This is a genomic window from Massilia sp. Leaf139, from assembly GCF_001424165.1.
In the GTDB taxonomy this organism is placed as follows: domain Bacteria; phylum Pseudomonadota; class Gammaproteobacteria; order Burkholderiales; family Burkholderiaceae_D; genus Telluria.
Genome location: NZ_LMOJ01000027.1, coordinates 86762 through 111606, shown reverse-complemented (window position 1 = coordinate 111606; position 24845 = coordinate 86762). Strand labels below are relative to the sequence as shown.

21 protein-coding genes are annotated in these 24845 nt (G+C 64.6%); 13 read left to right on the top strand and 8 right to left on the bottom strand.

The window, feature by feature from the left end; translation table 11 throughout:
- Positions 1-17: 17 nt before the first annotated feature.
- The 3 genes from ASF77_RS22540 to ilvA form a co-directional block, all read right to left on the bottom strand.
- Positions 18-500: a PTS sugar transporter subunit IIA gene (locus tag ASF77_RS22540; protein WP_056345172.1), complete on the bottom strand. Its 483-nt coding sequence runs from the start codon at positions 498-500 to the stop codon at positions 18-20.
- Positions 501-841: 341 nt separating this feature from the next.
- Positions 842-1672 (bottom strand): NADPH-dependent 7-cyano-7-deazaguanine reductase QueF, encoded by an 831-nt coding sequence (gene queF / locus ASF77_RS22535; RefSeq protein WP_056345169.1) that lies wholly within the window; start codon positions 1670-1672, stop codon positions 842-844.
- A gap of 326 nt (positions 1673-1998) precedes the next feature.
- Positions 1999-3531 carry a threonine ammonia-lyase, biosynthetic gene (ilvA, locus tag ASF77_RS22530; protein WP_056345167.1) on the bottom strand — a complete coding sequence of 511 codons (1533 nt, stop codon included), beginning with the start codon at positions 3529-3531 and terminating at the stop codon, positions 1999-2001.
- A 193-nt stretch (positions 3532-3724) separates the two neighbouring features.
- Between ilvA and ASF77_RS22525 the strand changes: the two genes are divergently transcribed.
- From ASF77_RS22525 to ASF77_RS22505, 5 genes are all read left to right on the top strand, one after another.
- Entirely contained in the window at positions 3725-4228 is a 504-nt protein-coding gene (locus ASF77_RS22525; RefSeq protein ID WP_056345164.1) for a YqaA family protein, read from the top strand.
- 55 nt (positions 4229-4283) lie between these two features.
- A complete protein-coding gene (locus tag ASF77_RS22520) occupies positions 4284-4694 on the top strand; it encodes a GFA family protein (protein WP_056345162.1) in 411 nt (136 codons plus the stop codon).
- A 224-nt stretch (positions 4695-4918) separates the two neighbouring features.
- Positions 4919-8926, top strand: coding sequence for an FAD/FMN-binding oxidoreductase (locus ASF77_RS22515; protein ID WP_056345158.1), 4008 nt, complete (start codon positions 4919-4921; stop codon positions 8924-8926).
- A complete protein-coding gene (locus ASF77_RS22510) occupies positions 8923-9354 on the top strand; it encodes an HIT family protein (RefSeq protein ID WP_056345155.1) in 432 nt (143 codons plus the stop codon). Before ASF77_RS22515 ends, ASF77_RS22510 begins: the two co-directional genes overlap by 4 nt.
- Before the next feature lie 10 nt (positions 9355-9364).
- Entirely contained in the window at positions 9365-9790 is a 426-nt protein-coding gene (locus tag ASF77_RS22505) for a gamma-butyrobetaine hydroxylase-like domain-containing protein (protein ID WP_056345152.1), read from the top strand.
- Positions 9791-10007: 217 nt separating this feature from the next.
- On the opposite strand, the gene ASF77_RS22500 is transcribed toward ASF77_RS22505, so the two are convergent.
- From ASF77_RS22500 to ASF77_RS22480, 5 genes are all read right to left on the bottom strand, one after another.
- Positions 10008-10211, bottom strand: a complete 204-nt coding sequence (locus ASF77_RS22500) for a cold-shock protein (RefSeq protein ID WP_056345149.1) — start codon at positions 10209-10211, stop codon at positions 10008-10010.
- Between the two features lie 217 nt (positions 10212-10428).
- Positions 10429-11142 (bottom strand): LytTR family DNA-binding domain-containing protein, encoded by a 714-nt coding sequence (locus tag ASF77_RS22495; RefSeq protein ID WP_056345146.1) that lies wholly within the window; start codon positions 11140-11142, stop codon positions 10429-10431.
- Entirely contained in the window at positions 11130-12227 is a 1098-nt protein-coding gene (locus ASF77_RS22490) for a sensor histidine kinase (RefSeq protein ID WP_056345138.1), read from the bottom strand. Before ASF77_RS22490 ends, ASF77_RS22495 begins: the two co-directional genes overlap by 13 nt.
- 28 nt (positions 12228-12255) lie before the next feature.
- On the bottom strand, positions 12256-14208 hold the full coding sequence (locus ASF77_RS22485; protein ID WP_082494013.1) for a M13 family metallopeptidase: 1953 nt from the start codon (positions 14206-14208) through the stop codon (positions 12256-12258).
- 126 nt (positions 14209-14334) lie between these two features.
- A complete protein-coding gene (locus ASF77_RS22480; RefSeq protein WP_056345132.1) occupies positions 14335-16542 on the bottom strand; it encodes a response regulator in 2208 nt (735 codons plus the stop codon).
- A 150-nt stretch (positions 16543-16692) separates the two neighbouring features.
- On the opposite strand from ASF77_RS22480, the gene ubiE reads away from it, so the two are divergent.
- From ubiE to aspS, 8 genes are all read left to right on the top strand, one after another.
- Complete coding sequence (gene ubiE, locus ASF77_RS22475) at positions 16693-17427, top strand: bifunctional demethylmenaquinone methyltransferase/2-methoxy-6-polyprenyl-1,4-benzoquinol methylase UbiE (protein ID WP_056345129.1); 735 nt, start codon at positions 16693-16695, stop codon at positions 17425-17427.
- A 24-nt stretch (positions 17428-17451) separates the two neighbouring features.
- The gene (locus ASF77_RS22470) at positions 17452-18438 is read left to right on the top strand and encodes a Tim44 domain-containing protein (protein WP_056345127.1); all 987 of its coding nucleotides are present in this window, start codon (positions 17452-17454) and stop codon (positions 18436-18438) included.
- Between the two features lie 106 nt (positions 18439-18544).
- Complete coding sequence (locus ASF77_RS22465) at positions 18545-19276, top strand: SCP2 domain-containing protein (protein ID WP_156648993.1); 732 nt, start codon at positions 18545-18547, stop codon at positions 19274-19276.
- On the top strand, positions 19276-20850 hold the full coding sequence (gene ubiB / locus ASF77_RS22460) for a ubiquinone biosynthesis regulatory protein kinase UbiB (protein ID WP_056345123.1): 1575 nt from the start codon (positions 19276-19278) through the stop codon (positions 20848-20850). Before ASF77_RS22465 ends, ubiB begins: the two co-directional genes overlap by 1 nt.
- A gap of 1 nt (position 20851) precedes the next feature.
- Positions 20852-21448: a methyltransferase gene (locus ASF77_RS22455; RefSeq protein WP_056345115.1), complete on the top strand. Its 597-nt coding sequence runs from the start codon at positions 20852-20854 to the stop codon at positions 21446-21448.
- 536 nt (positions 21449-21984) lie between these two features.
- On the top strand, positions 21985-22311 hold the full coding sequence (locus ASF77_RS22450) for an FmdB family zinc ribbon protein (RefSeq protein WP_056345112.1): 327 nt from the start codon (positions 21985-21987) through the stop codon (positions 22309-22311).
- Between the two features lie 51 nt (positions 22312-22362).
- On the top strand, positions 22363-22950 hold the full coding sequence (locus ASF77_RS22445; RefSeq protein ID WP_056345109.1) for a DUF502 domain-containing protein: 588 nt from the start codon (positions 22363-22365) through the stop codon (positions 22948-22950).
- Positions 22951-23040: 90 nt separating this feature from the next.
- Positions 23041-24834, top strand: a complete 1794-nt coding sequence (aspS, locus tag ASF77_RS22440) for an aspartate--tRNA ligase (RefSeq protein ID WP_200934227.1) — start codon at positions 23041-23043, stop codon at positions 24832-24834.
- The last annotated feature ends 11 nt before the right edge of the window (positions 24835-24845 follow it).

Below are 24845 nucleotides of genomic sequence, written 5' to 3'. Positions count from 1 at the left end.
CGGGAACTCCCCCGAGTTTAACCCAAGGCCTGCAAGCTAGGTTGCCAGTTGATAATACGTTCGTGGATCGAGCGGGGATCGGTATCGGTGGCCAGCGCCGTGCGGATGGCTTCGTCCGAGAACAGCTCGGCGATTTCCGACAGGATCTCCAGATGCTGCTGGGTCACGTGATCCGGAATCAGGAGGAAGAACAGCAGGCTGACCGGCTGGCCGTCCGGAGACTCGAACGGAATCGGTGCGGCCAGGCGCACGAAGGCGGCGATCGGCTGCTTCAAACTCTTGCTGCCCTTGATGCGCCCGTGCGGCACGGCGACGCCATGGCCGAGACCGGTGGAACCGAGGCGCTCGCGCGCGAACAGGTTCTCGGAGACGGTCGAACGTGCGATCCCGCAGTTGTTCTCGAAAATCAAGCCGGCCTGTTCAAAGGCGCGCTTCTTGCTCGACACTTCGATGTCGAGCTGGACGTTTTCGAGAGAGAGGATTTTGCTCAGATTGGTCATTTCACGCTTTTCATGTTGCGGCGCGAGGGCCGACTTGCGGAGCGGAATTATAGGCCTGTTTCCAGGCCATGTAATTCGATTTCGCGTCGGTATCCTACGCCTGTCGCAGCCCCGATTCGACCTTTCAGCCAGTAGTGTCGTGAGCGCTGTTTGCGCTTCCACAAGAGTTCACGCAATTTCCGTATCGAAAAACGATGCGCACTGAATAAAGGGGGGAGACAGGCCCGATTGGCCGTGGTTTCCCCGTTTTTGCCTAAAAAATGGGCAATCAACTCGGCCATACCGACTGTTGTTTTTTCGTCAGTTTCTGTGGCTGGAAAGGTACAGGACAGCGAACCTGTTTACTGGCGCGCACCGCGTAAATTGTGCGGGCGCCCGGTACTAAAGTTGGCGCGCCATGGGTTGATATCAAGCCCACCGCGGCGCGTATAGCGCGCATACACGGCCAGCTTGCTCGGTTTGCACTGACGCAGGATGTCGATGAAGATGCGCTCGACACATTGCTCGTGAAATTCATTGTGTTCGCGGAAGCCGATCAGGTAGCGCAACAAGCCTTCCTGGTCGATCTGCGGCCCGACATACTCGATCTGCACGCTGCCCCAGTCCGGCTGGCCCGTCACCAGGCAATTCGATTTCAGCAGGTTCGAGACCAGGGTTTCCTCGACCGGCGCTTCGTCGAAATTGGCTGTCAGCAGGTGCGGCGCTGGCGAATAGGCGTTGACCTCGATGTCGAGGCGGTCGATCGACAGGCCCTCGAGCTCGCCCATCTTGAGCTGGCCGAACCCTTCCGGCTCGGTGATCGTGATGTGCACCGGCGCGCCGAAGGCGTTCGACAGGTCTTCGCGCAGCAGCGATTTCAAAGCGTCGACGCCGGCCACGCGGGTCTGGTTGAAAGAGTTCAGGTAGAGCTTGAAGGACTTCGATTCGACGATGTTCGGCGAATCGGCCGGCGCGCTGATGGTTGCGATCGCCACCTGCGGCTTGCCGCGCATGTTCAGCCACGACAATTCGTAGGCGTTCCAGATGTCGAGGCCGAAGAAGGGCAGCGTACCGGATATCGCCAGTTCCTCGCGCTTTTGCTGGCGCGGAATCGGAAACAGCAGCTCGGGCGCGTACTCGGTCTGGTAGGCGGAGGATTTGCCAAGTGGCGATTGATCGGGAGTATTGTTCATGGGTCTGGTCTCGATGCGCCGGCGCTGCGCAACAGGCGGTGCGTCGCCCTGCGATGCCGGCGCGGCGGCGGCAAAGCGGCGTATCGTACACCTTTATGGGAGGGCTTGCGCGCCGTGTCCGCTTGAATGGCGCGAGGTTTCTGGCGCTGGTTGAACGCGTGGGCGGCGTTTGCCTCGACAATGATTCATTATGCGGGTGTAGCCGCCCACCCTACGGGTATGCCAGCTACGACGTAGGGTGGTCGGCTCCACCGGGCAAAGCGAACAGACGCGGCGTATGCGCCGCCCACGCGTTCAACGCACGCATGCCCGCCGAGGAAGACGCACTACAAAAACAGCTTGTACACCGGGTTCGCCGTCTCATCCCAATACCGATACCCCAGCGTCGCCAGGAACTGCCGGAACTCGTCCATCTCCCCGTTCGGCACCTGCAATCCCACCAGGATCCGGCCGACGTCGCCGCCCTGGTTCCGGTAATGGAACAGCGAGATATTCCAGTTCGGCGCCATGCTGTCGAGGAAGCGCATCAGCGCGCCGGGGCGCTCGGGGAATTCGAAGCGGTACAGCAGCTCGTCCTGCGCCAGCGTGCTCTTGCCGCCGACCAGGTGGCGGATGTGGAGCTTGGCCAGCTCGTCGTGGGTGAGGTCGAGGGTGGCGAAATCGTGCTGCTCGAAGGTGTGCGCCAGCAGGCTCGATTCGCCGCGGCTGCCCACCTGCACGCCGACGAACACGTGCGCCTGGCGCGCGTCGCTGATGCGGTAGTTGAACTCGGTGACGTTGCGCGCGCCGACCAGCGCACAGAAACGTTTGAAACTGCCGCGCTGCTCGGGAATCGTCACCGCGAACACGGCCTCGCGCGCCTCGCCCAGTTCGGCGCGTTCGGCCACGAAGCGCAGGCGGTCGAAGTTCATGTTGGCGCCGCAGGCCACCGCCACCAGGGTCTCGTTTTTCACGGGCTGGCGGTTCATCTGCGAGCGCTCCACATAGGCCTTGGCGCCGGCCACGGCCAGCGCGCCGGCCGGCTCGAGAATGGAGCGCGTGTCCTGGAACACGTCCTGGATCGCGGCGCAAATCGCATCGGTGTCGACCAGGATGATCTCGTCGACGACTTCCTTCGCCACGCGGAAGGTCTCTTCGCCCACCAGGCGCACGGCGGTACCGTCCGAGAACAGGCCGACGTCGGGCAGCGTGACGCGCTCGCCGGCTTTCAGACTCTTCGCCATCGCGTCCGAGTCGATCGACTGCACGCCGATGATCCGGATGTCGGGCCGCACCGCTTTTACATAAGCGCCGATGCCCGAGATCAGGCCGCCGCCGCCGATGGCGACAAAGATCGCGTGGATCGGGCCGGAGTGCTGGCGCAGGATCTCCATGCCGATCGTGCCCTGGCCGGCGATCACGTCCGGATCGTCGAAGGGGTGGACAAAGGCCAGCTTCTGTTCGCGTTCGAGCGTGAGCGCGTGGTGGTAGGCGTCGGTGTAGGAGTCGCCATGCAGGACGACTTCGACCGCATTGCCGCCGCGCGCCTTGACGGCGTCGATTTTCACTTGCGGCGTCGTGGTCGGCATCACGATCAGGGCGCGGCAGCCGAGGCGCGCGGCGGACAGGGCCACGCCTTGCGCATGGTTGCCGGCCGAAGCGCAGATGACGCCGCGCTTCAAGGCCTCTTGCGGGAGATGCGCCATCTTGTTGTAGGCGCCGCGCAGCTTGAAGCTGAAGACGCTTTGCATGTCTTCGCGCTTGAAATAGATGCGGTTGCCAAAGCGCTGCGACAGGGTGGGCGCCAGTTCGAGCGGCGTTTCCTCGGCCACGTCGTAGACGCGCGCGGTGAGGATTTTTTTCAGGTAGTCGGTGGTCATGGTCAGCTTGAAAGCGTGGAAGGGCGGATGTGTGGCCAGTGTCCTGGTTCCTGTGACGCGAGACTGTTTACCGTGGCGGGTGACCTGGCTGCAGTGCGACAAGAAGATCTGGGTTGCAGGCTCTTCGTATCGTGTCGGGGCGATGTGTTTTCCTCATTATAATGGACGCCTCCAACTGCCGAACCCCCAACCGATGATCGAAACCGCTGTCCTCTGGCTGCTCAAGGTTCTCGCCGCTCCCACAGTCGGGCTCACGTCGGTCTTCGTCATCGCATTCGTCTCCGCTACCCTGGTGCCGCTCGGTTCCGAGCCGGCCGTGTTCGCGGTCATCAAGGCCAATCCCGCCATGTTCTGGCCGGCGATCCTGGTCGCCACCCTCGGCAATACCATCGGCGGCGCGGTCGACTACCTGCTCGGCTACCGCGCGAAGATCGCCTTTGCCAAGGAGCGCCAGAGCCGCTGGTTCGGCTGGCTCGCCAAATACGGCGCCAAGACCATGCTGTTGTCCTGGCTGCCGGGCATCGGCGATCCGCTCTGCACGCTGGCCGGCTGGCTGCACCTGCCGTTCTGGCCGAGCGTGATGTACATGGCGATCGGGAAGTTCGGGCGCTATCTGACCATGACCCTGGTGCTGCTGTACGTGCCCGACGATTTCTGGCGCAACCTGGGCGAGATGATCACCCGGATAACGGGTTGAGCTACTCCTTGGCTGAGCTACACTCCTGCCATTCTGTTCAAGATCGGGAGGCAGTATGGAGGCATCGTCCGGCGGCTGCACTTGCGGCCAGATCCAGTACAGCATCGGCGGCCCGGCCCTGCAGCTCGTGGCCTGCCACTGCGGCATGTGCCGGCGCATGACGGGCGCGCCGTTCTCGTCCTACCTCGTCGTCAAGGAAGCGCAGTTCGATGTCACCGCGGCTGACGATTCGCTCGCCAGCTATGCGGTCACCGAGCGCGCCACGCGCCACTTCTGCCGCCGCTGCGGCACGCCCGTCTTCAACACCAATCCGCATACCTATACAGGGCTGGTCATGCTGTATCTCGGCACTGTGCAGGGGCACGAAACGCTGGTGCCGGGCGTCGCGATTTTCTGCGAAGACAAGCTGCCCTGGGTGAGCTTGCCCGAGGCCGCCAAACCCTTTGCCGCCGCGCCACGACGCTAGTCATTCGCGCGGGTCACGCGGACTCATGTGATTCGGGTGGATAGCGCACGCTGCATATCTTCGCTGCATGCAAGCCCATTTTTGCAAAGAAAATTTGCATGAACCGGCCTGTGTCCGCATTTTGTTGCTTCAGGGCTTGTCTGGAAAATACCGCTGCCCAGCGTTGTGCGGCGCAATAAGCTAGAATGGTTGTCCTTCGGGCCAGACCAAACGTCTCATCCATCATGAACGCCCCAGTACACATCCAGACCCTGCTCGCCGATAACGCACCGGCGCGCCTGCGCGAAATCCCCTACAACTACACCTCGTTCTCGGATCGCGAAATCGTGATCCGCCTGCTCGGCGAAGCGTCCTGGCAGCTGCTCGACCAGTTGCGCGGCGCACGCCAGACCGGGCGCTCGGCGCGCATGCTGTACGAGGTGCTGGGCGATATCTGGGTGGTGCGCAGGAATCCCTACCTGCAGGACGACATGCTGGACAACCCGAAGCGGCGGCAAAAGCTGATCGACGCGCTGCATCACCGCCTGGCCGAAGTGGACAAGCGCCGCACCACGGTCGACGCCCACGAAGGCGACGCCGCCCTTGATGCTAGCCGCAACGCCGCCGTCGAACAGCTGCTGGCGGCCGCGCGCCGGGCCGTCGACGACTTCGGCCGCGAGTTCCGCGAGATGTACGACCTGCGCAAGAAGGCGCGCAGCGTGCTCGGCGCCTACACCGATAAACGCAATATCCGCTTCGACGGCATGCACCGCGTCTCGCACGTGACTGACGCCACCGACTGGCGCGTCGAATATCCCTTCCTGGTGCTGGTGCCCGACAGCGAGGAGGAGATGGCGGGCCTGGTGAAAGGCTGTATCGAACTGGGACTGACCATCATCCCGCGCGGCGGCGGCACCGGCTACACGGGCGGCGCGATTCCGCTGACCAGCATGTCGGCCGTGATCAATACCGAAAAGCTGATCGGCCTGGGCGAAGTCGAGATGACGCGCCTGCCGGGCGTGGACCGCGACTACGCGACCATCCACACCGGCGCCGGCGTCGTCACCCAGCGCGTCTCGCAGGCGGCCGAAAAGGCCGGCTTCGTGTTCGCCGTGGATCCGACCTCGGCCCACGCCTCCTGCATCGGCGGGAACATCGCCATGAACGCGGGCGGCAAGAAGGCCGTCCTGTGGGGCACGGCGCTGGACAATCTGGCCTCCTGGCGCATGGTCGACCCGAACGGCGACTGGCTGGAAGTCACGCGCCTGGAACACAACCTGGGCAAGATCCACGACGCGCCGACGGCCGTGTTCAAGCTCGAATGGACGCACCCGGCCGTGAAAGGGGCGCCGCGCGGCGCGCCGTTCCGCACCGAGACGCTGACCATCGAAGGCCGCAAGTTCCGTAAAGAGGGCCTGGGCAAGGACGTCACCGACAAATTCCTCTCCGGCCTGCCGGGCATCCAGAAAGAGGGTACCGACGGCCTGATCACCTCGAGCCGCTGGATCCTCCATAAAATGCCGAAGTTCACGCGCACGGTGGCGCTGGAATTCTTCGGCCAGGCGCGCGACGCGATTCCGTCGATCGTCGAGATCAAGGACTACCTCGATTCGCTGCCGAAGAACGGCAAGCCGGAATTCGAGACACTCCGTCTCGCCGGCCTGGAACACCTGGACGAGCGCTACCTGCGCGCGGTCGGCTACGCCACCAAATCCAAGCGCGGCACGCTCCCTAAAATGGCGCTGTTCGGCGACATCGTCGGCGACGACGAGAATGCCGTCGCCATGGCCGCCTCGGAAGTGGTGCGCATCGCGAACACGCGCGTCGGCGAAGGCTTTGTCGCGGTGAGTGCCGAAGCGCGTAAAAAATTCTGGCTCGATCGCGCCCGCACCGCGGCCATCGCGCGCCACACCAACGCCTTTAAAATCAACGAAGACGTCGTCATCCCGTTGAACCGGATGGGCGAGTACACCGACGGCATCGAGCGCATCAACGTCGAGCTGTCGATCAAGAACAAGCTGCAGCTGGCCGGCGAACTGCATGCCTACCTCGCCAGCGGCCACCTGCCGCTGGAAAAGAGCGACGACGCCAGCGGCGACACCGTCGCGCGCGACGAGATCATGGGAGATAGGCCGGAGCAGGCCGTGGCGCTGGTCGAGGCGATCGAGGCGCGCTGGACTTACGTGCTGGCCAATCTGGATCAGCCGCTGCGCGACATCCACCATCGCCTCGACGAACTGGGCCTCGGCCACCTGTCTTCCACCTTCGATATGCGCATCGGCAGTCAGCCGGATGCGACGCTGTTCGACGTGGTGCAGGATCACACCCTGCGCATCTCGTGGAAGCACGACCTGCGCGCGCCGCTGCGCCAGATTTTCAATGGCGCCGCCTACAAATGCATCCTCGACGAGACGACCGCCATCCACAAACGCGTGCTGCGCTCGCGCGTTTTCGTGGCGCTGCACATGCACGCCGGGGACGGCAACGTCCACACGAACCTGCCGGTGAACTCGGACGATTACGCGATGCTGCAAGACGCGCACAAAGCCGTCGAGCGCATCATGAAGCTGGCGCGTTCGCTGGACGGCGTGATCTCGGGCGAACACGGCATCGGCATCACCAAGCTCGAATTCCTGACGGACGACGAAATCCAGGACTTCCGCGACTACAAATTGCGCGTCGACCCGGAAGGGCGCTTCAACAAGGGCAAGCTGCTCAACCTGAAGGAAGCCCACGCCGACCTGCGCAACGCCTACACGCCTTCGTTCGGCCTGATGGGCCACGAGTCGCTGATCATGCAGCAGAGCGACATCGGCGAGATCGCCCATTCGATCAAGGACTGCCTGCGCTGCGGTAAATGCAAGCCGGTCTGCACCACCCACGTGCCGCAGTCGAACCTGCTGTATTCGCCGCGCGATAAAATTCTTGCGACCTCGGCGCTGATCGAAGCCTTCCTCTACGAAGAGCAGACCCGGCGCGGCGTCTCGATCCGCCACTGGGAAGAGTTCGAGGACGTGTCCGACCACTGCACCGTGTGCCACAAGTGCGTGACGCCGTGCCCCGTGAACATCGACTTCGGCGACGTCTCGATGAACATGCGGAATTTGCTGCGCAAGATGGACAAGCGCAGCTTCAAACCGGCGAATCGCGCGGCCATGTTCTTCCTGAACGCGACCGATCCGACCACCATCAATGCCACCCGCAAGGCGATGGTCGGCATCGGTTTTAAAGCCCAGCGACTCGGCAACCAGCTGCTGCGCAAATTCGCGAAAGAGCAGACCGCGGCGCCGCCGCCGACCACGGGTAAAGCACCGGTACGCGAGCAGGTGATCCACTTCATCAACAAGAAGATGCCGGGCAACCTGCCGAAGAAGACGGCGCGCGCGCTGCTCGACATCGAGGACGACAAGGTCATCCCGATCATCCGCAATCCGAAGGCGACCAACGCCGACAGCGAAGCCGTGTTCTACTTCCCGGGCTGCGGTTCCGAGCGCCTGTTCTCGCAAGTCGGCCTTGCCACCCAGGCGATGCTGTGGGAAGTGGGCGTGCAGACCGTGCTGCCGCCGGGCTACCTGTGCTGCGGGTATCCTCAACGGGGAGCAGGCCAGTACGACAAGGCCGACAAGATGATGACGGATAACCGCGTGCTGTTCCACCGGATGGCGAACACGCTGAACTACCTCGACATCAAGACAGTCTTAGTCTCCTGCGGCACCTGCTACGACCAGCTCGCGACCTACGAGTTCGAGAAGATCTTCCCGGGCTGCCGCATCATGGACATCCACGAATACCTGCTCGAAAAAGGAGTGAAGCTCGAAGGCGTGGAAGGCACGCGCTACATGTACCACGACCCTTGCCACACGCCGATGAAGATGCAGGATTCGATCAAGACCGTGAACGCGCTGGTCTCGACCTTCGACAACGTCAAGATCGAAAAGAACGAGCGCTGCTGCGGCGAATCGGGCACCTTTGCCGTGACGCGTCCGGACATCGCGACCCAGGTTCGCTACCGCAAGGAAGGCGAGATGGAGAAGGGCGCGGCGAAACTGCGCGAAGACGGTTTCGAGGGTGAGGTCAAGGTGCTGACCAGCTGCCCGTCCTGCCTGCAGGGCCTGTCGCGCTACAACGGCGACTCGAAGACCACGGCCGACTACATCGTGGTCGAGATCGCGAAGCACCTGCTGGGCGAGAACTGGCTGCCGGACTATGTGGCGCGCGCGAACAACGGCGGCATCGAGCGGGTGCTGGTATGACGATTGACCGCAACTGCGAGCTGTGCCAGCTGGCCGCGCCGGCCGCGTATGCCAACGACAAGTTCGCGGTCATCGTCGTCGACGACCCCAACTATCCCGGCTTTTGCCGCGTGATCTGGCGCGACCACGTGCGCGAGATGAGCGACCTGTCCCGTGACGACCGTCTGCTGCTCAACGAGGCCGTGTACCAGCTGGAGCAGGCCGTGCGCGAGACGATGGCGCCGCACAAAATCAATGTGGCGAGCCTCGGCAACGTCGTGCCGCACCTGCACTGGCACGTGATCCCGCGCTACACTGACGATGCGCACTTCCCGGCGCCCGTGTGGGCCGCCGCCGTGCGCGAACCCGACGCCGCCGCGCTCACCGCACGGCGCGCGCTATTGCCGCAGCTGGCCCAGGCCATCGCGCGGCGTTTTAATCAAGACTAAAAGATCAGCCATGCCGATTCCAACCGAACTGACCGTCCACCAGAAGTCCCGCTTGCTCGACATCGCTTTCGATGACGGCCGCGCCTTTTCGATTCCCTTCGAGCTGATGCGCGTGTACTCGCCCTCGGCCGAAGTGAAGGGCCACGGCCCCGGCCAGGAAGTCCTGCAGGTCGGCAAACGCGAAGTCGGCATCCGCGGCGTCGAGCCGGTCGGGAACTATGCGGTCAAGCCACTGTTCAACGATGGGCACGAGAGCGGGATTTTTACCTGGGATTACCTGTACAAGCTCGGCAACGAGCATGAGGCGCTGTGGGCGGATTACATGGGGCGTTTGCACGCGGCCGGGTTCGAAGGCGAGAGCGGGCGTGAGCCAGGAACCGTGTTGCCAGGCGCGGCGCCGCGTGGGGGCGTTTGCGGGAGTGGCCACAACCACTAAGCGGGGGTGCGTGTGTACACCCCGTGGGCATGCCCACCCTACGCTACGCGACGGATTCATGAACTTGCTACGGGCGGTGGTGCACCGTAGGGTGGGCATGCCCACGCGTACAACGGCACCGCATTCGCGTTCCATCCGATTACCCATAAAAAAAGCGCCCTGCGAGGGGCGCTTTTCTCATGGTCGCGTCAGCCGCAAGGGCTGCGCAATCAATACATCACTGTGGCTGGATGTTGGCAGCTTGTTTGCCCTTCGGGCCAGTGGTGATCTCGAAGCTCACGCGCTGATTTTCGGCCAGGGACTTGAAGCCCGGGGTGTTGATTGCCGAGAAGTGCGCGAACAGGTCTTCACCGCCGCCGTCAGGCGTGATGAAACCAAAACCTTTTGCATCGTTGAACCACTTAACAGTGCCAGTCGTCATTTTAATTCCCCAAAAGTTTATTGTAATGTGCCTTGTTACGGCGCGTCGGGGAACCACAAGGGACTTCAGCGACTGTCTTAACAAAGCGAAATTATTATAGGCACAATTTTGAATCCGTGAAGCACAATTTAAGCGGTCTTGTGACTGTTGAGTTGGGGCGAAACGACAGCGCCTGGCGATAATCCCTGATTTTAGTTCCGTGGCGAAACGAACCTTGTCACAGGCTAAGCGATTCCTTCAATTGCGCCGCATTTCGCCGCGAAATTTCGAGTTTCTGACCGTTGTCGAGGGTGACCACATAGCCTGCACCCATGGCTTCTTCGATGGCGACCACGGCATTCAAATTGACGATGTGCTGGCGGCTGACGCGAAAGAACATGCGTGGCGGCAGCCGCTCTTCCACGCTGCCCAGCGATTTTTTCACGTAGGCGCGCTGGTCGTCGAAAAACACCTGCACGTAATTCTTGCAGCTCTCGAAGCAGCGGATCGACGCCAGGCTGACCATGTGGCAGCGCTCGCCATCCTTGATGAAGATGCGGCTGCCCGGTTCGAGCGGCGGCTGCAGCGGCGCCGGGGCCGGCGTCTCCTGCGGCGCCAGCTTGCGGATCGCCTGCGCCAGCCGCTCGGGACTGACGGGTTTGAGCAGGTAGTCGACCGTGTCGAAGTCGAAGGAGCGGATCGCATACTCGGCGTGGGCCGTGGTGAAGACGATGCGCGGATGCTGTTCCAGCCGGGCCAGCAGATCGAAGGCATCGGCGCCGGCCATGCGGATGTCGAGAAAGAGCACATCGGGTTCGCGTTCGCGGATCAAGGGCAGCGCCGTATCCGGATGATCGGCTTCGCCGACCAGTTCGATCTCGGGGAAGGCGGCCAGCATGCGTGCCAGGCCGGCGCGCGCCAGGCGCGAATCGTCGACGATCAGGACGCGCATGCGAACTCCTTCGGCAAGGTCAGCACCACTTCGTGGCGCCCGGGAGCCGAGCGCACTTCATGCGCGGCACCGTCTCCGTACAGCAGCGCCAGGCGCTGGGCGACGTTGCGCATGCCGATGCCCAGGCCCGCGGCTTCCGGCTGCGCCATCGGCTTGTCGTTGGCGACGAAGAAGCGCACCCGGTCGCCGCCGTCGCTGGCGCTTACCGACAGCGCACCGCCCGCGCGCAACGGCTCGATGCCGTGCTTGACCGCGTTCTCGACCAGGATCTGCAGCAGCAGCGGCGGCACCAGGCAGTCGTGCAGCTGGGCCGGGATCGTCAGCGCGAAACGCAGGCGCGCTTCCAGCTGCACGCCGACGATGGCGATGTAGCGTTCGATGATTTCGAGCTCCTCGGCCAGGCGCACCTTGGGGCGGCTGTCGCTCACCAGCGCGTAGCGCAGCATCTCGGACAGGCCGACCAGCATGGTGTCGGCGCGCCGCCCGTCTTCGTGGATCATGAAGCGGATGTCGTTCAGCGCATTGAACAGGAAGTGCGGATTGAGCTGGTTCGACAGGCTGCGCAGCTGCGCGTCTTTCAACGAGGCCTGCAGGCGCGCGTTGGCGAGCAGCTGTTCGCGTGCGTCGCGGTTGCCCGTGAAGCTGATGTAGATGAAGCACCAGGCGCAGAGAAAGACGTGGGCCTGCAGGCTGGCACTGCTGACCGAGCGCACCAGGTAGGGCAGCGGTTCGAGCGGCGCGCCGGCGGCGGCATACCAGGCCGCCAGCGGCGTCCAGAAGAAGGGCAGCGTGACGGCCGCCGTGAACCCCGCCACCAGCACCGCGGCCAGGGCGCCATAGGCCACCACGCGCGGGATCAGCCGGTTCATGGGCAGGCGCTGCCAGCCGCGCGTCTTGTACAGCCAGCGAAAGGCCAGCACCGCCAGCGTGAAGGGCAGCAGCCAGACCAGAGTGGCGGCGCTGTCCTGCGCCACCAGCGGACTCCAGAGCAGGATGGGCAGCAGCGTCAGCGCCAGGCAAAAGGCGCTGGCGCCCAGGTGGTAAGTCCAGAACTGGCGGTCGTGCGGCAGGAAACGGATGGTCATCGCGCGAGTATACAGCTCACCATCGCGCTCACCAGGCGCGCAGCCGCTGTGCGGGCGCGAGATACATCGGATCGCCCGGCCGCGTGGCGAAGGTGTCGTGGAAGGCGTCGAGCTGCATGGCCGGGCGATTGGCGCGCAGGACGGCGGGCGCATGCGGGTCGCTCGCCAGCAGCTGCAGCATGCGTTCGTCGCGCCGCTTCACCGCCCATTGGCGTGCATAGGCAAGGAAGAACTGCGGCGCTTCGTCCGGCCGCGCCTCCTTGCTATAAGCCTGCCAGGCCAGCTGCAGTCCCATCAGGTCGGCGATGTTTTCCGGCAGCGTCAGCTTGCCGTTCACGCGCGCACCCGGCAGCACTTCCTCGGCGTCGAAGCGGGCGACGAGGGTGGCGCCGAAGGCGCGGAAGGCGGCGTGGTCGGCCGCCGTCCACCAGTCGCGCTGGGCGCCGCGGCTGTCGAACTGCGAACCGGTCGTGTCGAAGGCGTGGCTGATCTCGTGGCCGATCAGGGCGCCGATGCCGCCGTAGTTGGCGGCGTCGCTCGCCGCCGCGTCGAAGAAGGGCGCCTGCAGGATCCCGGCCGGCAGGTTGATCTCGTTGAGCACCGGGTCGTAATAGGCGTTCGGCTCGAGTGGGCTCATCGTCCACAAATCGCGCTCGACCGGCTTGCCGGATTGGGCGGCCAGGCGCAGCCATTCGTGGCGGCGCGCGCGCAGCCGGTTGCCGAACGCGTCGCCGGCACGGACGTCGAGCGTGCCGTAGTCGCGCCAGCGCGCCGGGTAGCCGACCCGCATCGTGGTGCGTGCGATCTTGGCCTGCGCCTCGCGCCGGGTGGCCGCGTCCATCCAGGCGATGCGGCCGGCCGCTTCATGCGCCGCGGCGAGGATGCGCGCCGCCATGCGCTCGACGCGCGCCTTCTGTTCGGGCGGGAAGTAGCTGGCCATGTAGAGCGCGCTCAGGCCGTCGCCGAGGGCGCCGGTGAGGACGTCGATGGCGGTCTCGGCGCGCGGCGTGGGCGCGACCTGGCCGCCGATGGCCTTGCCGTGGAAGGCGAAGTGGGCCGCGCGCAGCGCCGCCGGCAAGACCGGCGCCATGCTGTCGAGCAGGCGCAGTCTGAAGTAGCGCTTCCAGTCGGCCAGCGGCAGCTCGGCCATCAGGCGCGCGCTCGCCAGCGCGGCCTCCGGCTGCACGACGTTCACGGCGGCGCCGTCCGGAAATCCCGCGGCGGCCAGGAAAGCTTGCCAGTCGAGGCCGGGCGCCGCAAGTGCCAATGCGGCGACGTCGAGCGTGCGCACGCGCGCCGGGTTCATCGCCTCGGCGGCCGGCAGGTGGGCGGCCGCCAGTTTTGTTTCCAGCGCCAGCACGCGCTGCGCGGTGTCGCCTGGCGCCGGGTCGCCGGCCAGCCGCGCCAGTGTCGTCAGGTAGGCGAGGTAGGCGGCGCGCGCCTCCAGCATGCGTGCCTCGTCTTTCAGGTAATAGTCGCGATCCGGCAGGCCCAGGCCGCCCTGCATCAGCAGTGCGCGGTTGATGCCTGGATCCTTGAAGTCGGCAAAGCCGCCCCAGAACCACAGCGGCGTTTTGAGCACGCCCTGAATGCCGCCCTGCCAGCGCGCCAATGCGGCCGGGCTGTCGATGGCGTCGATTTGCGCCAGCGGCGGCAGCACCGGCGCCAGGCCGGCGCGCTCGATCGCAACCAGGTCGAGGTAGCTGTCGTGAAAGTCGAGCAGCTTGCGGCCGATGCTGCCTGGCGCCTGCGGCTGCCGGCGCAGGCCCTCGACCAGGCCGCGCACGCGCGCGTTGACGACCAGCGGCAAGTCGGCCGCGTAGACCTCGCTGCGGTTCGCGGGAATGGCGGTGCGTGCAAGCCAGGCGCCGTTCGCGGCAAGGTACAGGTCGTCCTGGGGACGCACGCCGGGTTCGGCCGCGGCGGGCAGGAAGAGGGAAGAGATAATCAGGCTGGCGAGAAGAAGGGGACGAAGGGTCATGGCGCGGTCGGGTTGGTTGCACGGGGCGCACCGGTGCGAACCGTCCGGCGCCTGCGCAGTATCGCGGCGTGACGGGGGCTGCCAAATAAAAGGTGCCGGGCGGCGCCCGGCGGGGATGAGTGGCGCCTAGCGCGCCGTGGCCTGCGACAGCACCGACACCAGCTGCTCGATCGCATACGGCTTGGCCAGCACCTGCACGTCGGGCAGGGCGACCTGCTGCTCGGTGTAGCCGGTGGCGAGGATGACCGGCAGGCCGGGGTAGCGCTGGCGCAGGATGCCGGCCAGGTCGATGCCGCTCACCTGGCCCGGCATGACGACGTCGGAGAACACGACGTCCGGGCGGCGCGCGTTCGTCTCCAGCAGGCGCAGCGCCGCTTCGCCGTCTTCCGCGACCAGCACCTCGAAACCGCTCTCCTGCAGCGCGCGCATCACGGCTTCGCGCACCAGGGCGTCGTCTTCGACGAACAGTACGGTGCCGCTGCCGCGCACCGCCGGCGCATCGCCATCAGGCGCCGGCGCAAGAACGGCCTCGGCCTGCGCGCGCGCCAGGTACAGGTCGACGCGGGTGCCGATGCCGGGAATGCTGTCGAGGACGAGCGTGCCGCCGGCCTGGGTGGCGAAGGCGTAAGCCTGCGGCAGGCCCAGGCCCGTGCCCTGGCCCGGCGGTTTCGTCGTGAAGAAGGGGTCGAGGGCGCGCGCCATGATCTCGGGCGTCATGCCGCTGCCGCTGTCGACCATGCTGACCAGGACGTAGTCGCCGCGCGCCAAGTGGCCGTCGGTGCCGTCGATCTCGACATTGCGCGCCTCCAGGCGCAGCAGGCCGCCGCCCGGCATGGCGTCGCGCGCATTCATCGCCAAATTTAACAGCGCCACGTCGAACTGCAGCGGTTCGACCGTGACCGGCCAGACGCCTTCGTCGCAATGCACCTCGACCGCGACGTCGCCGCGCAGCGAGCCCTTCATGAGCTGCACCGCGCTGCGCAGCTGTTCGCAGACGTCGACCGTGGTGCGGCGCGCTTCCTGCAGGCGCCCGAAAGAGCCGAGCTGGCCGGTGAGGGTGGTGGCGCGCGCGACCGTGCGCTGGCAGGTCTGGATCAGGCTTTTGATCTTTTCCTCGCGCGTGGAGAAGGCGGCCAGCTGCAGCGCCGTGGTCAGCGTCTGCAGCAGGTTGTTGTACTCGTGGGCGATGCCGCCGGTGAGGCGCCCGAGGGCTTCGAGCTTCTGGTTCTTCAGCAGGGCGCTCTGGGCGCGTTCGGTGGCGGCGATGGCGGCGGCCACGCGCGCCTCCATTTCCGTCTGGCCCTGGCGGATGCGGGTACTGGCGTCGGCCAGGTGGCGGGCAACGTTGTCGAGTTCGGCCCAGCCGGCCGGCGCGTAGCGCACCTCGGCGCCCTGGCCCAGGGCCTTGGCGCTGGTCGCCAGGGCTTCGATCGGCACGATCGCGCGGTTGGCGAAGCGGCGCGCGGCCACCAGGCCGATCAGGAGGAGCACGGTCATCAGGCCGCCGAGCAGGGCCGATGCGCGCAGCGGCGCTTCGTCCAGTTCGCTGGCGGGAATACTCAGCAGTACCTTCCAGCCGACGTCGGGCACCGTGCTGACGAAGACGCGCGAATCGACCCCGTCGAGGGTGCGCGACTCGATCATCGTTTCGGCGACCTTGGCAATGCGTTCGTGCGTACTCTTGCTCATCGGTTTGCCGACAAAGCGCTCGGGCGAGCGGGTGCGCGCCACGACCACGCCGTTGCGGTCGACCACGGTGGCCAGCCAGCCCTCGGGCAAATGCTGGCGCAGCAGCAGGCCGTGCAGCGAGCTGACGCTCACGGCCATCGTCAGCAGGTAGCGGAGATTGCCGTCGAACTTGACCGGCACCTGAATCGCGAAATCCTGGCGCTTGGCGACCTGTCCCGTAAACATGTCAGAGACCAGGGCGCGGTCGCTTCCGTAGACCTTCATCAGCGCCGGTATGTTGGCGGCGGTGCGGGTCGGCAGGGAAGTGCCGAACGGGCGGCGCGTATTGAGCAGCTGGCGCCAGTCCGGCGTGAACAGGATGATGGCCGAGTCCCGCGGCGACACCACACTGGCGGCATGCCGGTAGAAGCTCGGCAGGCGATCCTCGGCCAGCGCGGGCGAGGCTGCCAGCGCGCGCAATACCTCTTCCCGTTTCTGGAGCTCGCTGTCGACCAGCAGCGCCATCGCCCGCGCGGTCTCGGCCATGCCGCGGTTCTGCGCGGCCTGCGCGTCGCGGTAGACATAGGCGACGGCCAGCGCCGCCGCGATGAAGGCGGGAACCAGGATAGACAGTACAAGCAGCAGAAAGCGTGTCCTGGTTCGCATGGGAATAGTTATTGCAAAATGGAAATGTATGGGCGGGAAAGGGATTATACAAGAGCTAACAAAAGCACGTCGCACCCGTCCGTCGCCACGGCGGGCGCCCCGCACCGGGCGCGCTTGTATAATGTGACAAGTTCAAACAGCGATGCGCATATGACCAACACCACCCATTTCGGCTATAAGACCGTCTCCGAGGACGAGAAGGTTCACGAGGTCGCCAAGGTTTTCCATTCCGTCGCCGCCAAGTACGACGTCATGAACGACCTGATGTCTGGCGGCCTGCACCGCCTCTGGAAGACGTTCACCATCGCCCAGGCTGGTGTCCGTCCAGGATTCAAGGTGCTCGACATCGCCGGCGGCACGGGCGACCTGTCGAAGGCCTTCGCCAAACAGGCGGGGCCGAGCGGGGAGGTCTGGCTCACCGACATCAACGAGTCGATGCTGCGCGTCGGCCGCGACCGTCTATTGAATAAGGGTCTGGTCACCCCCACCTTGCTTTGTGATGCCGAAAAGTTACCGTTTCCGGACAATTATTTTGACCGGGTGAGCGTTGCCTTCGGCCTGCGCAACATGACGCACAAGGATCAGGCACTGGCGGAAATGCGCCGCGTCCTGAAACCGGGCGGCAAGCTGCTGGTGCTGGAATTCTCGAAAGTGGCGGCGCCGCTGCAAAAGCCGTACGACGTGTATTCGTTCTCGGTGCTGCCATGGCTGGGCCAGCGCATTGCCAACGACAGCGAAAGCTACCGTTACCTGGCCGAATCGATCCGCATGCATCCGGATCAGGAAACGCTGAAAGGCATGATGGAAACGGCGGGCCTGGAGCGCGTCCAGTACTTCAACCTGACGGCGGGCGTGGCGGCGCTGCATACCGGTATCAAGCTGTAAGCTCAACTTCAAGGAGCATGTGAAATGAAAAAATTCCTGGTCACGATGGTGCTGGCCTTGAGCACCACGGCAATGGTTGCCGAAGCCTGGGCACGCCCGATGGGCGGCAAGCGTTCATTCGGGCGCCAGTCGCAGTCGGTGCGCCAGATGCCGACCCCGGCGCCGGCCCCGGCCGCGCCGCTGAACCGCCAGGCGGCCACGCCGGCGCCAGGTGCTCCGGTTGCGGGTGCCACTGCCGGCGCCGCCGGTGCGCGCGCCGCGCAGGCCGCGAAGCCAAGCATGTGGAAGGGTTTGCTGGGCGGCGCGCTGCTCGGCCTCGGCCTGGGTGCCTTGTTCTCGCACTTGGGCATCGGCGGCGCCATGGCCTCGCTGCTGTCCTCGATCCTCATGATCGCGCTGCTGGCGCTGGCCGTGATGTTCATCGTGCGCATGTTCCGCCGCAAGGACACCCCCGCCAATGCCCAGTTCAAGGGCGGCTTCAACCAGCCGGTGCCGGCCGGCGCGGGTTCCGGTATGACGCCTGAAATCGGCTCGGGTCTGCAGCAGCCGTATCAGCAGCCGCAAGCCTTCCAGGGCAGCGCCGCCGGTGTCTCGCTGAACAAGGGCGCCGCGCCTGCGCCGCACGTGCAATGGGGCGTGCCGGCCGACTTCGACAGCGAAGCCTTCCTGCGTCATGCGAAGTCCTCCTTCATCCGCATGCAGGCCGCCTGGGACAAAGGCGACGTTGCCGACCTGCGCGAATTCACGACGCCGGAAGTCTTCGCCGAACTCAAGATGCAGATCGCCGAACGCGGCGCCAACGCCGATTTCACCGACGTCGTCTCGATCGACGCCCAGCTGCTCGGCATCGAAACCACCGCCAGCGATTACCTGGCCAGCGTCCAGTTCAACGGCATGATCCGTACCGCACAAAATGCGCCGGCCGAACCCTTTGCCGAGGTGTGGAACATGGAAAAGCCGCTGTCGGGCAACACCGGTTGGGTGCTCGCGGGTATCCAGCAGCTGGCGTAATGTTTTTTGCAAACTTTCTTGTGCGCCCGGGTTTAAGCCGGGCAAACTGGTAAGATCGAAACCGCCCGCCTTACCCCGGGCGGTTTTGTTTTTTAGCGACCCATTCATGTTCCCGAGCCTCTTATCCCTGGCGCCGCAACGCGCCCTGACAGTGTCCGCCGTCGCCACGATCAACCATTTACTGGCGGACGAGGCCTGGGCGCGCGCTTCCCTGCAGCGCCACAGCGGCAAGATCGCCGTGATCGACACCGGCCACCTGGCGCTGCGCCTGCGCGTGGCGGCCGACGGCCTGCTCGAAGCGGCCGACGCCGATGCGCTGCCGAACGTCACCATCCACGTGAAGCTGACCGACCTGCCGCTGATCGCGCAGAACCGCGAGCGCGCCTTTTCCTATGTGCGCATCGAGGGCGACGCCGAGTTCGCCAATACGATCTCGCAGCTCAGCCGCGGCCTGCGCTGGGAACCCGAGCACGACCTGGAGCGCCTGTTCGGGCCGATCGGCGCGAATCGCCTGGCCGGCGGCGCGCGCAGCGTCGTCGCCAACGCCAACCTGGCCGGCCGCCGCCTGGCCGAGAACCTGGCCGAATTCCTGGTCGAGGAACGCCCGGTGCTGAGCCGCCCGAGCGATGTCGACAGCTTCGGCGCCGACGTGGTGCGCCTGCGCGACGACGTCGAACGCACCGCCAAGCGCATCGCCCGCCTCGAACAACTGCTCGCGCAACAAGCTCGCGACAATGCACTGCAAAAGCCGGCCGAACAATACCCGGTGCAGGTCGCGCCCCCGAGTGCCCTCATTCCGACAACCCGCCCGAGCGGGGATCACACCCTGGACAGCTGATGATATTGAAATTCCTGCGCCTGCTTAAAATCTTCACGGTCGCAACCAAGTACGGCCTCGATGAAATTGCAATGTCCGGCTTCGATGCCCCGCGTACGGCGCGGTTTGTCAGCGGAATGTTTTTCTGGCGCAGGCGCATCACCACGCCACGCGCGATCCGCCTGCGCCTCGCCCTGGAGGAACTCGGCCCCATTTTCATCAAGTTCGGCCAGGTGCTGTCGACCCGGCGCGACCTGATGCCCCCCGATATCGCCGACGAGCTGGCGCTGCTGCAGGATCGGGTGCCGCCGTTTCCGTCGGAGCTGGCGATTGCCCAGATCACGGCTTCGCTTGGCGCCCATCCCGATCAACTCTTTGCCAGCTTCGATCCGGTGCCGGTGGCCTCGGCCTCGATCGCGCAAGTCCACTTCGCCACGCTGAAGAACGGCAAGCAGGTGGCCGTCAAGGTGCTGCGTCCGGGTATGAAGAAGACCATCGACGAAGACGTCGCCCTGATGCACCTGGCCACCGGCCTGCTCGAACGCGTCTGGGCCGAAAGCCGGCGCCTGAAGCCGCGCGAAGTCGTGGCCGAGTTCGACAAATACCTGCACGACGAACTCGACCTGATGCGCGAGGCGGCCAACGCCAGCCAGCTGCGCCGCAATTTCGCCGATTCGGAATTGCTGATGGTGCCGGAGATGTACTGGGACTATTGCTCCAGCAGCGTGATCGTCATGGAACGCATGAACGGCATCCCGGTCTCGCAGATCGACCGCCTGGCGGCCGAAGGCGTCGACCTGAAAAAGCTCTCCAGCGATGGCGTCGAGATCTTCTTTACCCAGGTCTTCCGTGACGGCTTTTTCCATGCCGATATGCACCCCGGTAACATCCTGGTTTCGGTCGAGCCGGAAAGCTTTGGTCGCTATATCGCCCTCGACTTCGGCATCGTCGGCACCCTGAACGACTTCGACAAGGATTACCTGTCGCAGAACTTCCTCGCCTTCTTCCGCCGCGACTACAAGCGCGTGGCCGAAGCCCACATCGAGTCGGGCTGGGCGCCGCGCAACACCCGCGTCGACGAACTCGAATCGGCCGTGCGCGCCTGCTGCGAGCCGATCTTCGACCGGCCACTGAAAGACATTTCCTTTGGCCAGATCCTGCTGCGTCTGTTCCAGACTTCGCGCCGCTTCAATGTCGAGGTGCAGCCGCAACTGGTGCTGCTGCAAAAGACCTTGTTGAACATCGAAGGCCTGGGGCGCCAGCTCGATCCGGATCTGGATCTGTGGAAGACGGCAAAACCCTATCTGGAACGCTGGATGGGCGAGCAGGTCGGCTGGCGTGGCCTGGTGGAGCGCTTGAAGGCGGAAGCGCCGCGCTATGCCCACATCTTCCCGCAACTGCCGCGCCTGATGCACCAGGCGCTGGAACACCACGCGCATCCCCATGCTGCGACCAACCACGAGATGATGGCGATGCTGCTGACCGAAGTGCGGCGCAGTAACCGGATGCTGGGCTTCCTGGCCTGGCTGGCCGGCGGCATCGCCTCGGGCATCATTTTCGCGGCCGTACTGGCGCATTACGGCAACCCCTTCTGACATGCCCGAATTTACCAGCCGCGACCCGAGCAGCCCGGCCTTCTGGGACGAGCGCTTCGAGCAGGATTTCACGCCCTGGGATTTGCGGGGCGTGCCGCAGGCTTTACAGGATTTCGTGGCGCGCGACAGTGAGCCGCGTACCGCCTTGATTCCGGGTTGCGGCAACGGCTATGAGCTGGCCTACCTGGCCGAGCGCGGCTGGGATGCGGTCGCCATCGATTTCTCGCCCGCCGCCGTGCTGCGCGCGCGGCGCCTGGTCGGGCAGTGGGCTGGACGTGTCGTGGAAGCCGACTTCTTCAGCTGGCAGCCGCAGCAAGCGCTCGACCTGATCTACGAACGCGCCTTCCTGTGCGCACTGCCGCCGGGCATGCGGCCGCAAGTGACGACGCGCTATGCGGAACTGCTGCCGCCGGGCGGGCTGCTGGCCGGCTTCTTTTTCTTCGGCACCGCGCCGAAAGGGCCGCCCTTCGGCATCGCACGGGCGGAACTGGAAGCCTTGCTGACGCCGCAGTTCGCGTTGGTCGAGGAAGGGGAGGTGATCGATTCGCTTCCCGTCTTTGCAGGACAGGAACGCTGGATGGTGTGGGAACGGCAGTAGGGGTAGGCGATGCCAATGGCATCGCCTACGGTTTCACCGGGCGCCCCGTGCCCACGCGGAAAGTCACGCCATGTCAGCTTCGTCAAAAAAACCGGCCAACACGATGCGGGCGTCACGCGTGGGCACGGGGCGCCCACCCTACGAAACGTCGCTCAGTAGGGTGGGCGCCCCGTGCCCACGCCGTACGGTGCGTGTACCCGCCGGTAGACGGACAAAAAAAAGCCCGCATCAGCGGGCTTTTAACTACAGCTTCTTGTACGGCCATGCGGCGATGAGACATCGCGCCAACTTCTGTTTCTTAGACCTAGTCCCGCCGGCTTGCGCCCGCGGCAGCTTGCGCTGTCGAAGATGCTATTTAAACAGCTGAGTTGATTTTCGGCAAATGAATTGATTGGATTCGTGATTAAAAACAACACTTCTTCAGGCTGCTGCTTTCGTAGGCAAACCCGCCGGCGCCGGGAAGGGCGGATCAATCCGTCAGAGCCTGCCAAAACCTTTATAATTCAGGGTTTTGAAGATTTTTGCGGAGTATCACAATGCCGATTTACGCTTACCGCTGCGATGAATGCGGTTTTTCCAAAGATGTACTGCAAAAAATTTCCGATCCGGTTCTGACGACCTGCCTCTCCTGCGGCAAGGACGCCTTCAAGAAGCAGGTCACGGCGGCTGGCTTCCAGCTCAAGGGCACCGGCTGGTATGTGACCGATTTCCGCGGCGGAAAGGCGCCGGCCACCGGCACCGCGCCCGCCACCGGTGCTGCGGCGCCGGCTGCGGCCGAGTCCAGCACGTCCAGCGCTTCGAGCGAGAGCAGCACGGCTGCCGCGCCAGTCCCGGCAGCGAAGAGCGACACGAGCGCGTCCTGACGCCGCTCCCTGCGGCCCCAAGGCCGCAGCAATAAGAACAATGAGAGTTTGATGCGCAAATATTTCCTGACTGGCTTGCTGATCCTCGTGCCCCTGGCGATTACCGCCTGGGTGCTGAGCATGGTCATCGGCACGCTCGACCAGTCGCTGCTGTTCGTGCCCGAGCGCTGGCAGCCGCGCACCCTGTTCGGCACCGACATTCCCGGCATCGGCGCGATCCTGACGATCGCCATCGTGTTCATCACCGGCCTGTTGACAAACAACCTGGTCGGCAATTACGTCGTGCGCATCGGCGAACGCCTGCTCAAGCGCATTCCGGTCGTCAGCTCGCTGTACGGCAGCGTCAAGCAGGTGTCCGACACCCTGTTCTCGTCGTCGGGCAATGCCTTCCGCCAGGCCGTGCTGATTCCCTACCCGCATGCGGATTCCTACACCATCGCGTTTCTCACCGGCGTGCCCGGCGGCGACGTGAAGAACCACCTGGTCGGCGACTTCGTCAGCGTCTATGTGCCGACCACGCCGAACCCGACCTCGGGCTTTTTCCTGATGATGGAACGCAGCAAGGTCGTCGCGCTGGACATGACGGTCGATGCGGCACTGAAATACATCGTCTCGATGGGCGTCGTCGCACCTGAATAAACGCTGTTCAAGCGGACTACAATAGCAAGAATCAAAGCCGCTGCACGCGGCACCGATACACCAACCTGGAATAGAGAAAATATGTCCTCCATGCGTACCAACTATTGCGGCCTCGTCACCGAAGAACTGCTGGGCCAAACCGTCAGCCTGTGCGGCTGGGTGCATCGTCGCCGCGACCACGGCGGCGTCATCTTCATCGACCTGCGCGACCGCGAAGGCCTGGTGCAGGTCGTCTGCCACCCGGACAACGCCGACGTGTTCAAGGCCGCCGAGCACGTGCGTAACGAGTACTGCCTGCGCATCACCGGCACCGTGACCAACCGCCTGGAAGGCACGGCCAACGCCAACCTGAAGTCGGGCAAGATCGAAATCAATGCCACGTCGGTCGAAGTGCTGAACGCCTCGGTGCCGGTGCCTTTCCAGCTGGACGACGACAACCTGTCGGAAACCACCCGCCTGACCCACCGCGTGCTCGACCTGCGCCGCGGCCAGATGCAGCGCAACCTGCGCCTGCGCTACAAGGTCTCGATGGAAGTCCGTAAGTACCTCGACAACCTGGGCTTCATCGACATCGAAACCCCGATGCTGACCAAGTCGACCCCGGAAGGCGCACGCGACTACCTGGTGCCGTCGCGCGTCAACCCGGGCAACTTCTTCGCGCTGCCGCAGTCGCCGCAGCTGTTCAAGCAGCTGCTGATGGTCGCCAACTTCGACCGCTACTACCAGATCACCAAGTGCTTCCGCGACGAAGACCTGCGCGCCGACCGCCAGCCTGAGTTCACCCAGATCGACTGCGAAACCTCGTTCCTGACCGAACAGGAAATCCGCGACCTGTTCGAAGACATGATGCGCGTCGTGTTCAAGAACGCCGCCGGCATCGACCTGCCGAACCCGTTCCCGGTGATGGATTTTGCCACCGCCATGGGTTCCTACGGTTCGGACAAGCCGGACATGCGCGTCAAGCTGCAGTTCACCGAACTGACCGAGCTGATGAAGTCGGTCGAGTTCAAGGTCTTCAACAGCGCCGCCAACATGACCGGCGGCCGCGTGGTCGGCCTGCGCGTGCCGCAGGGCGGTTCGATGCCGCGTTCGGAAATCGACGCCTACACCCAGTTCGTCGCCATCTACGGCGCCAAGGGCCTGGCCTACATCAAGGTCAACGAGAAGGCCAAGGGCCGCGAAGGCCTGCAGTCGCCGATCGTCAAGAACATCTCGGACGAGGTCCTGGCCCAGATCCTGGAACTGACGGGCGCCGAAGACGGCGACCTGATCTTCTTCGGCGCCGACAAGGCGAAGGTCGTCAACGACGCCATCGGCGCCCTGCGCGTGAAGATCGGCCATTCGGAATTCGGCAAGAAGGCCGGCTTGTTCGAAGACACCTGGAGCCCGCTGTGGGTGATCGACTTCCCGATGTTCGAGCACGATGAAGAATCGAACCGCTGGACGGCGACCCACCACCCGTTCACGGCCCCGAAAGACGGCCACGAAGACATGCTGGAAACGAATCCAGGCGCCTGCATCGCCAAGGCCTACGACATGGTGCTCAACGGCTGGGAAATGGGCGGCGGCTCGATCCGTATCCACCGCGAAGAAGTCCAGAGCAAGGTGTTCCGCGCGCTGAAGATCGATGCCGAAGAAGCGCAACTGAAGTTCGGCTTCCTGCTCGACGCCCTGCAGTACGGCGCGCCGCCGCACGGTGGCCTGGCCTTCGGCCTGGATCGCCTGGTGACCTTGATGACGGGTTCGGAATCGATCCGCGACGTGATTGCCTTCCCGAAGACGCAGCGCGCTCAAGATTTGCTGACCAACGCACCGTCGGAAGTCGACGAGAAGCAGTTGAAGGAACTGCATATCCGCCTGCGCAACGAACCAAAGGTGGGTTAATCCCGCTCAGC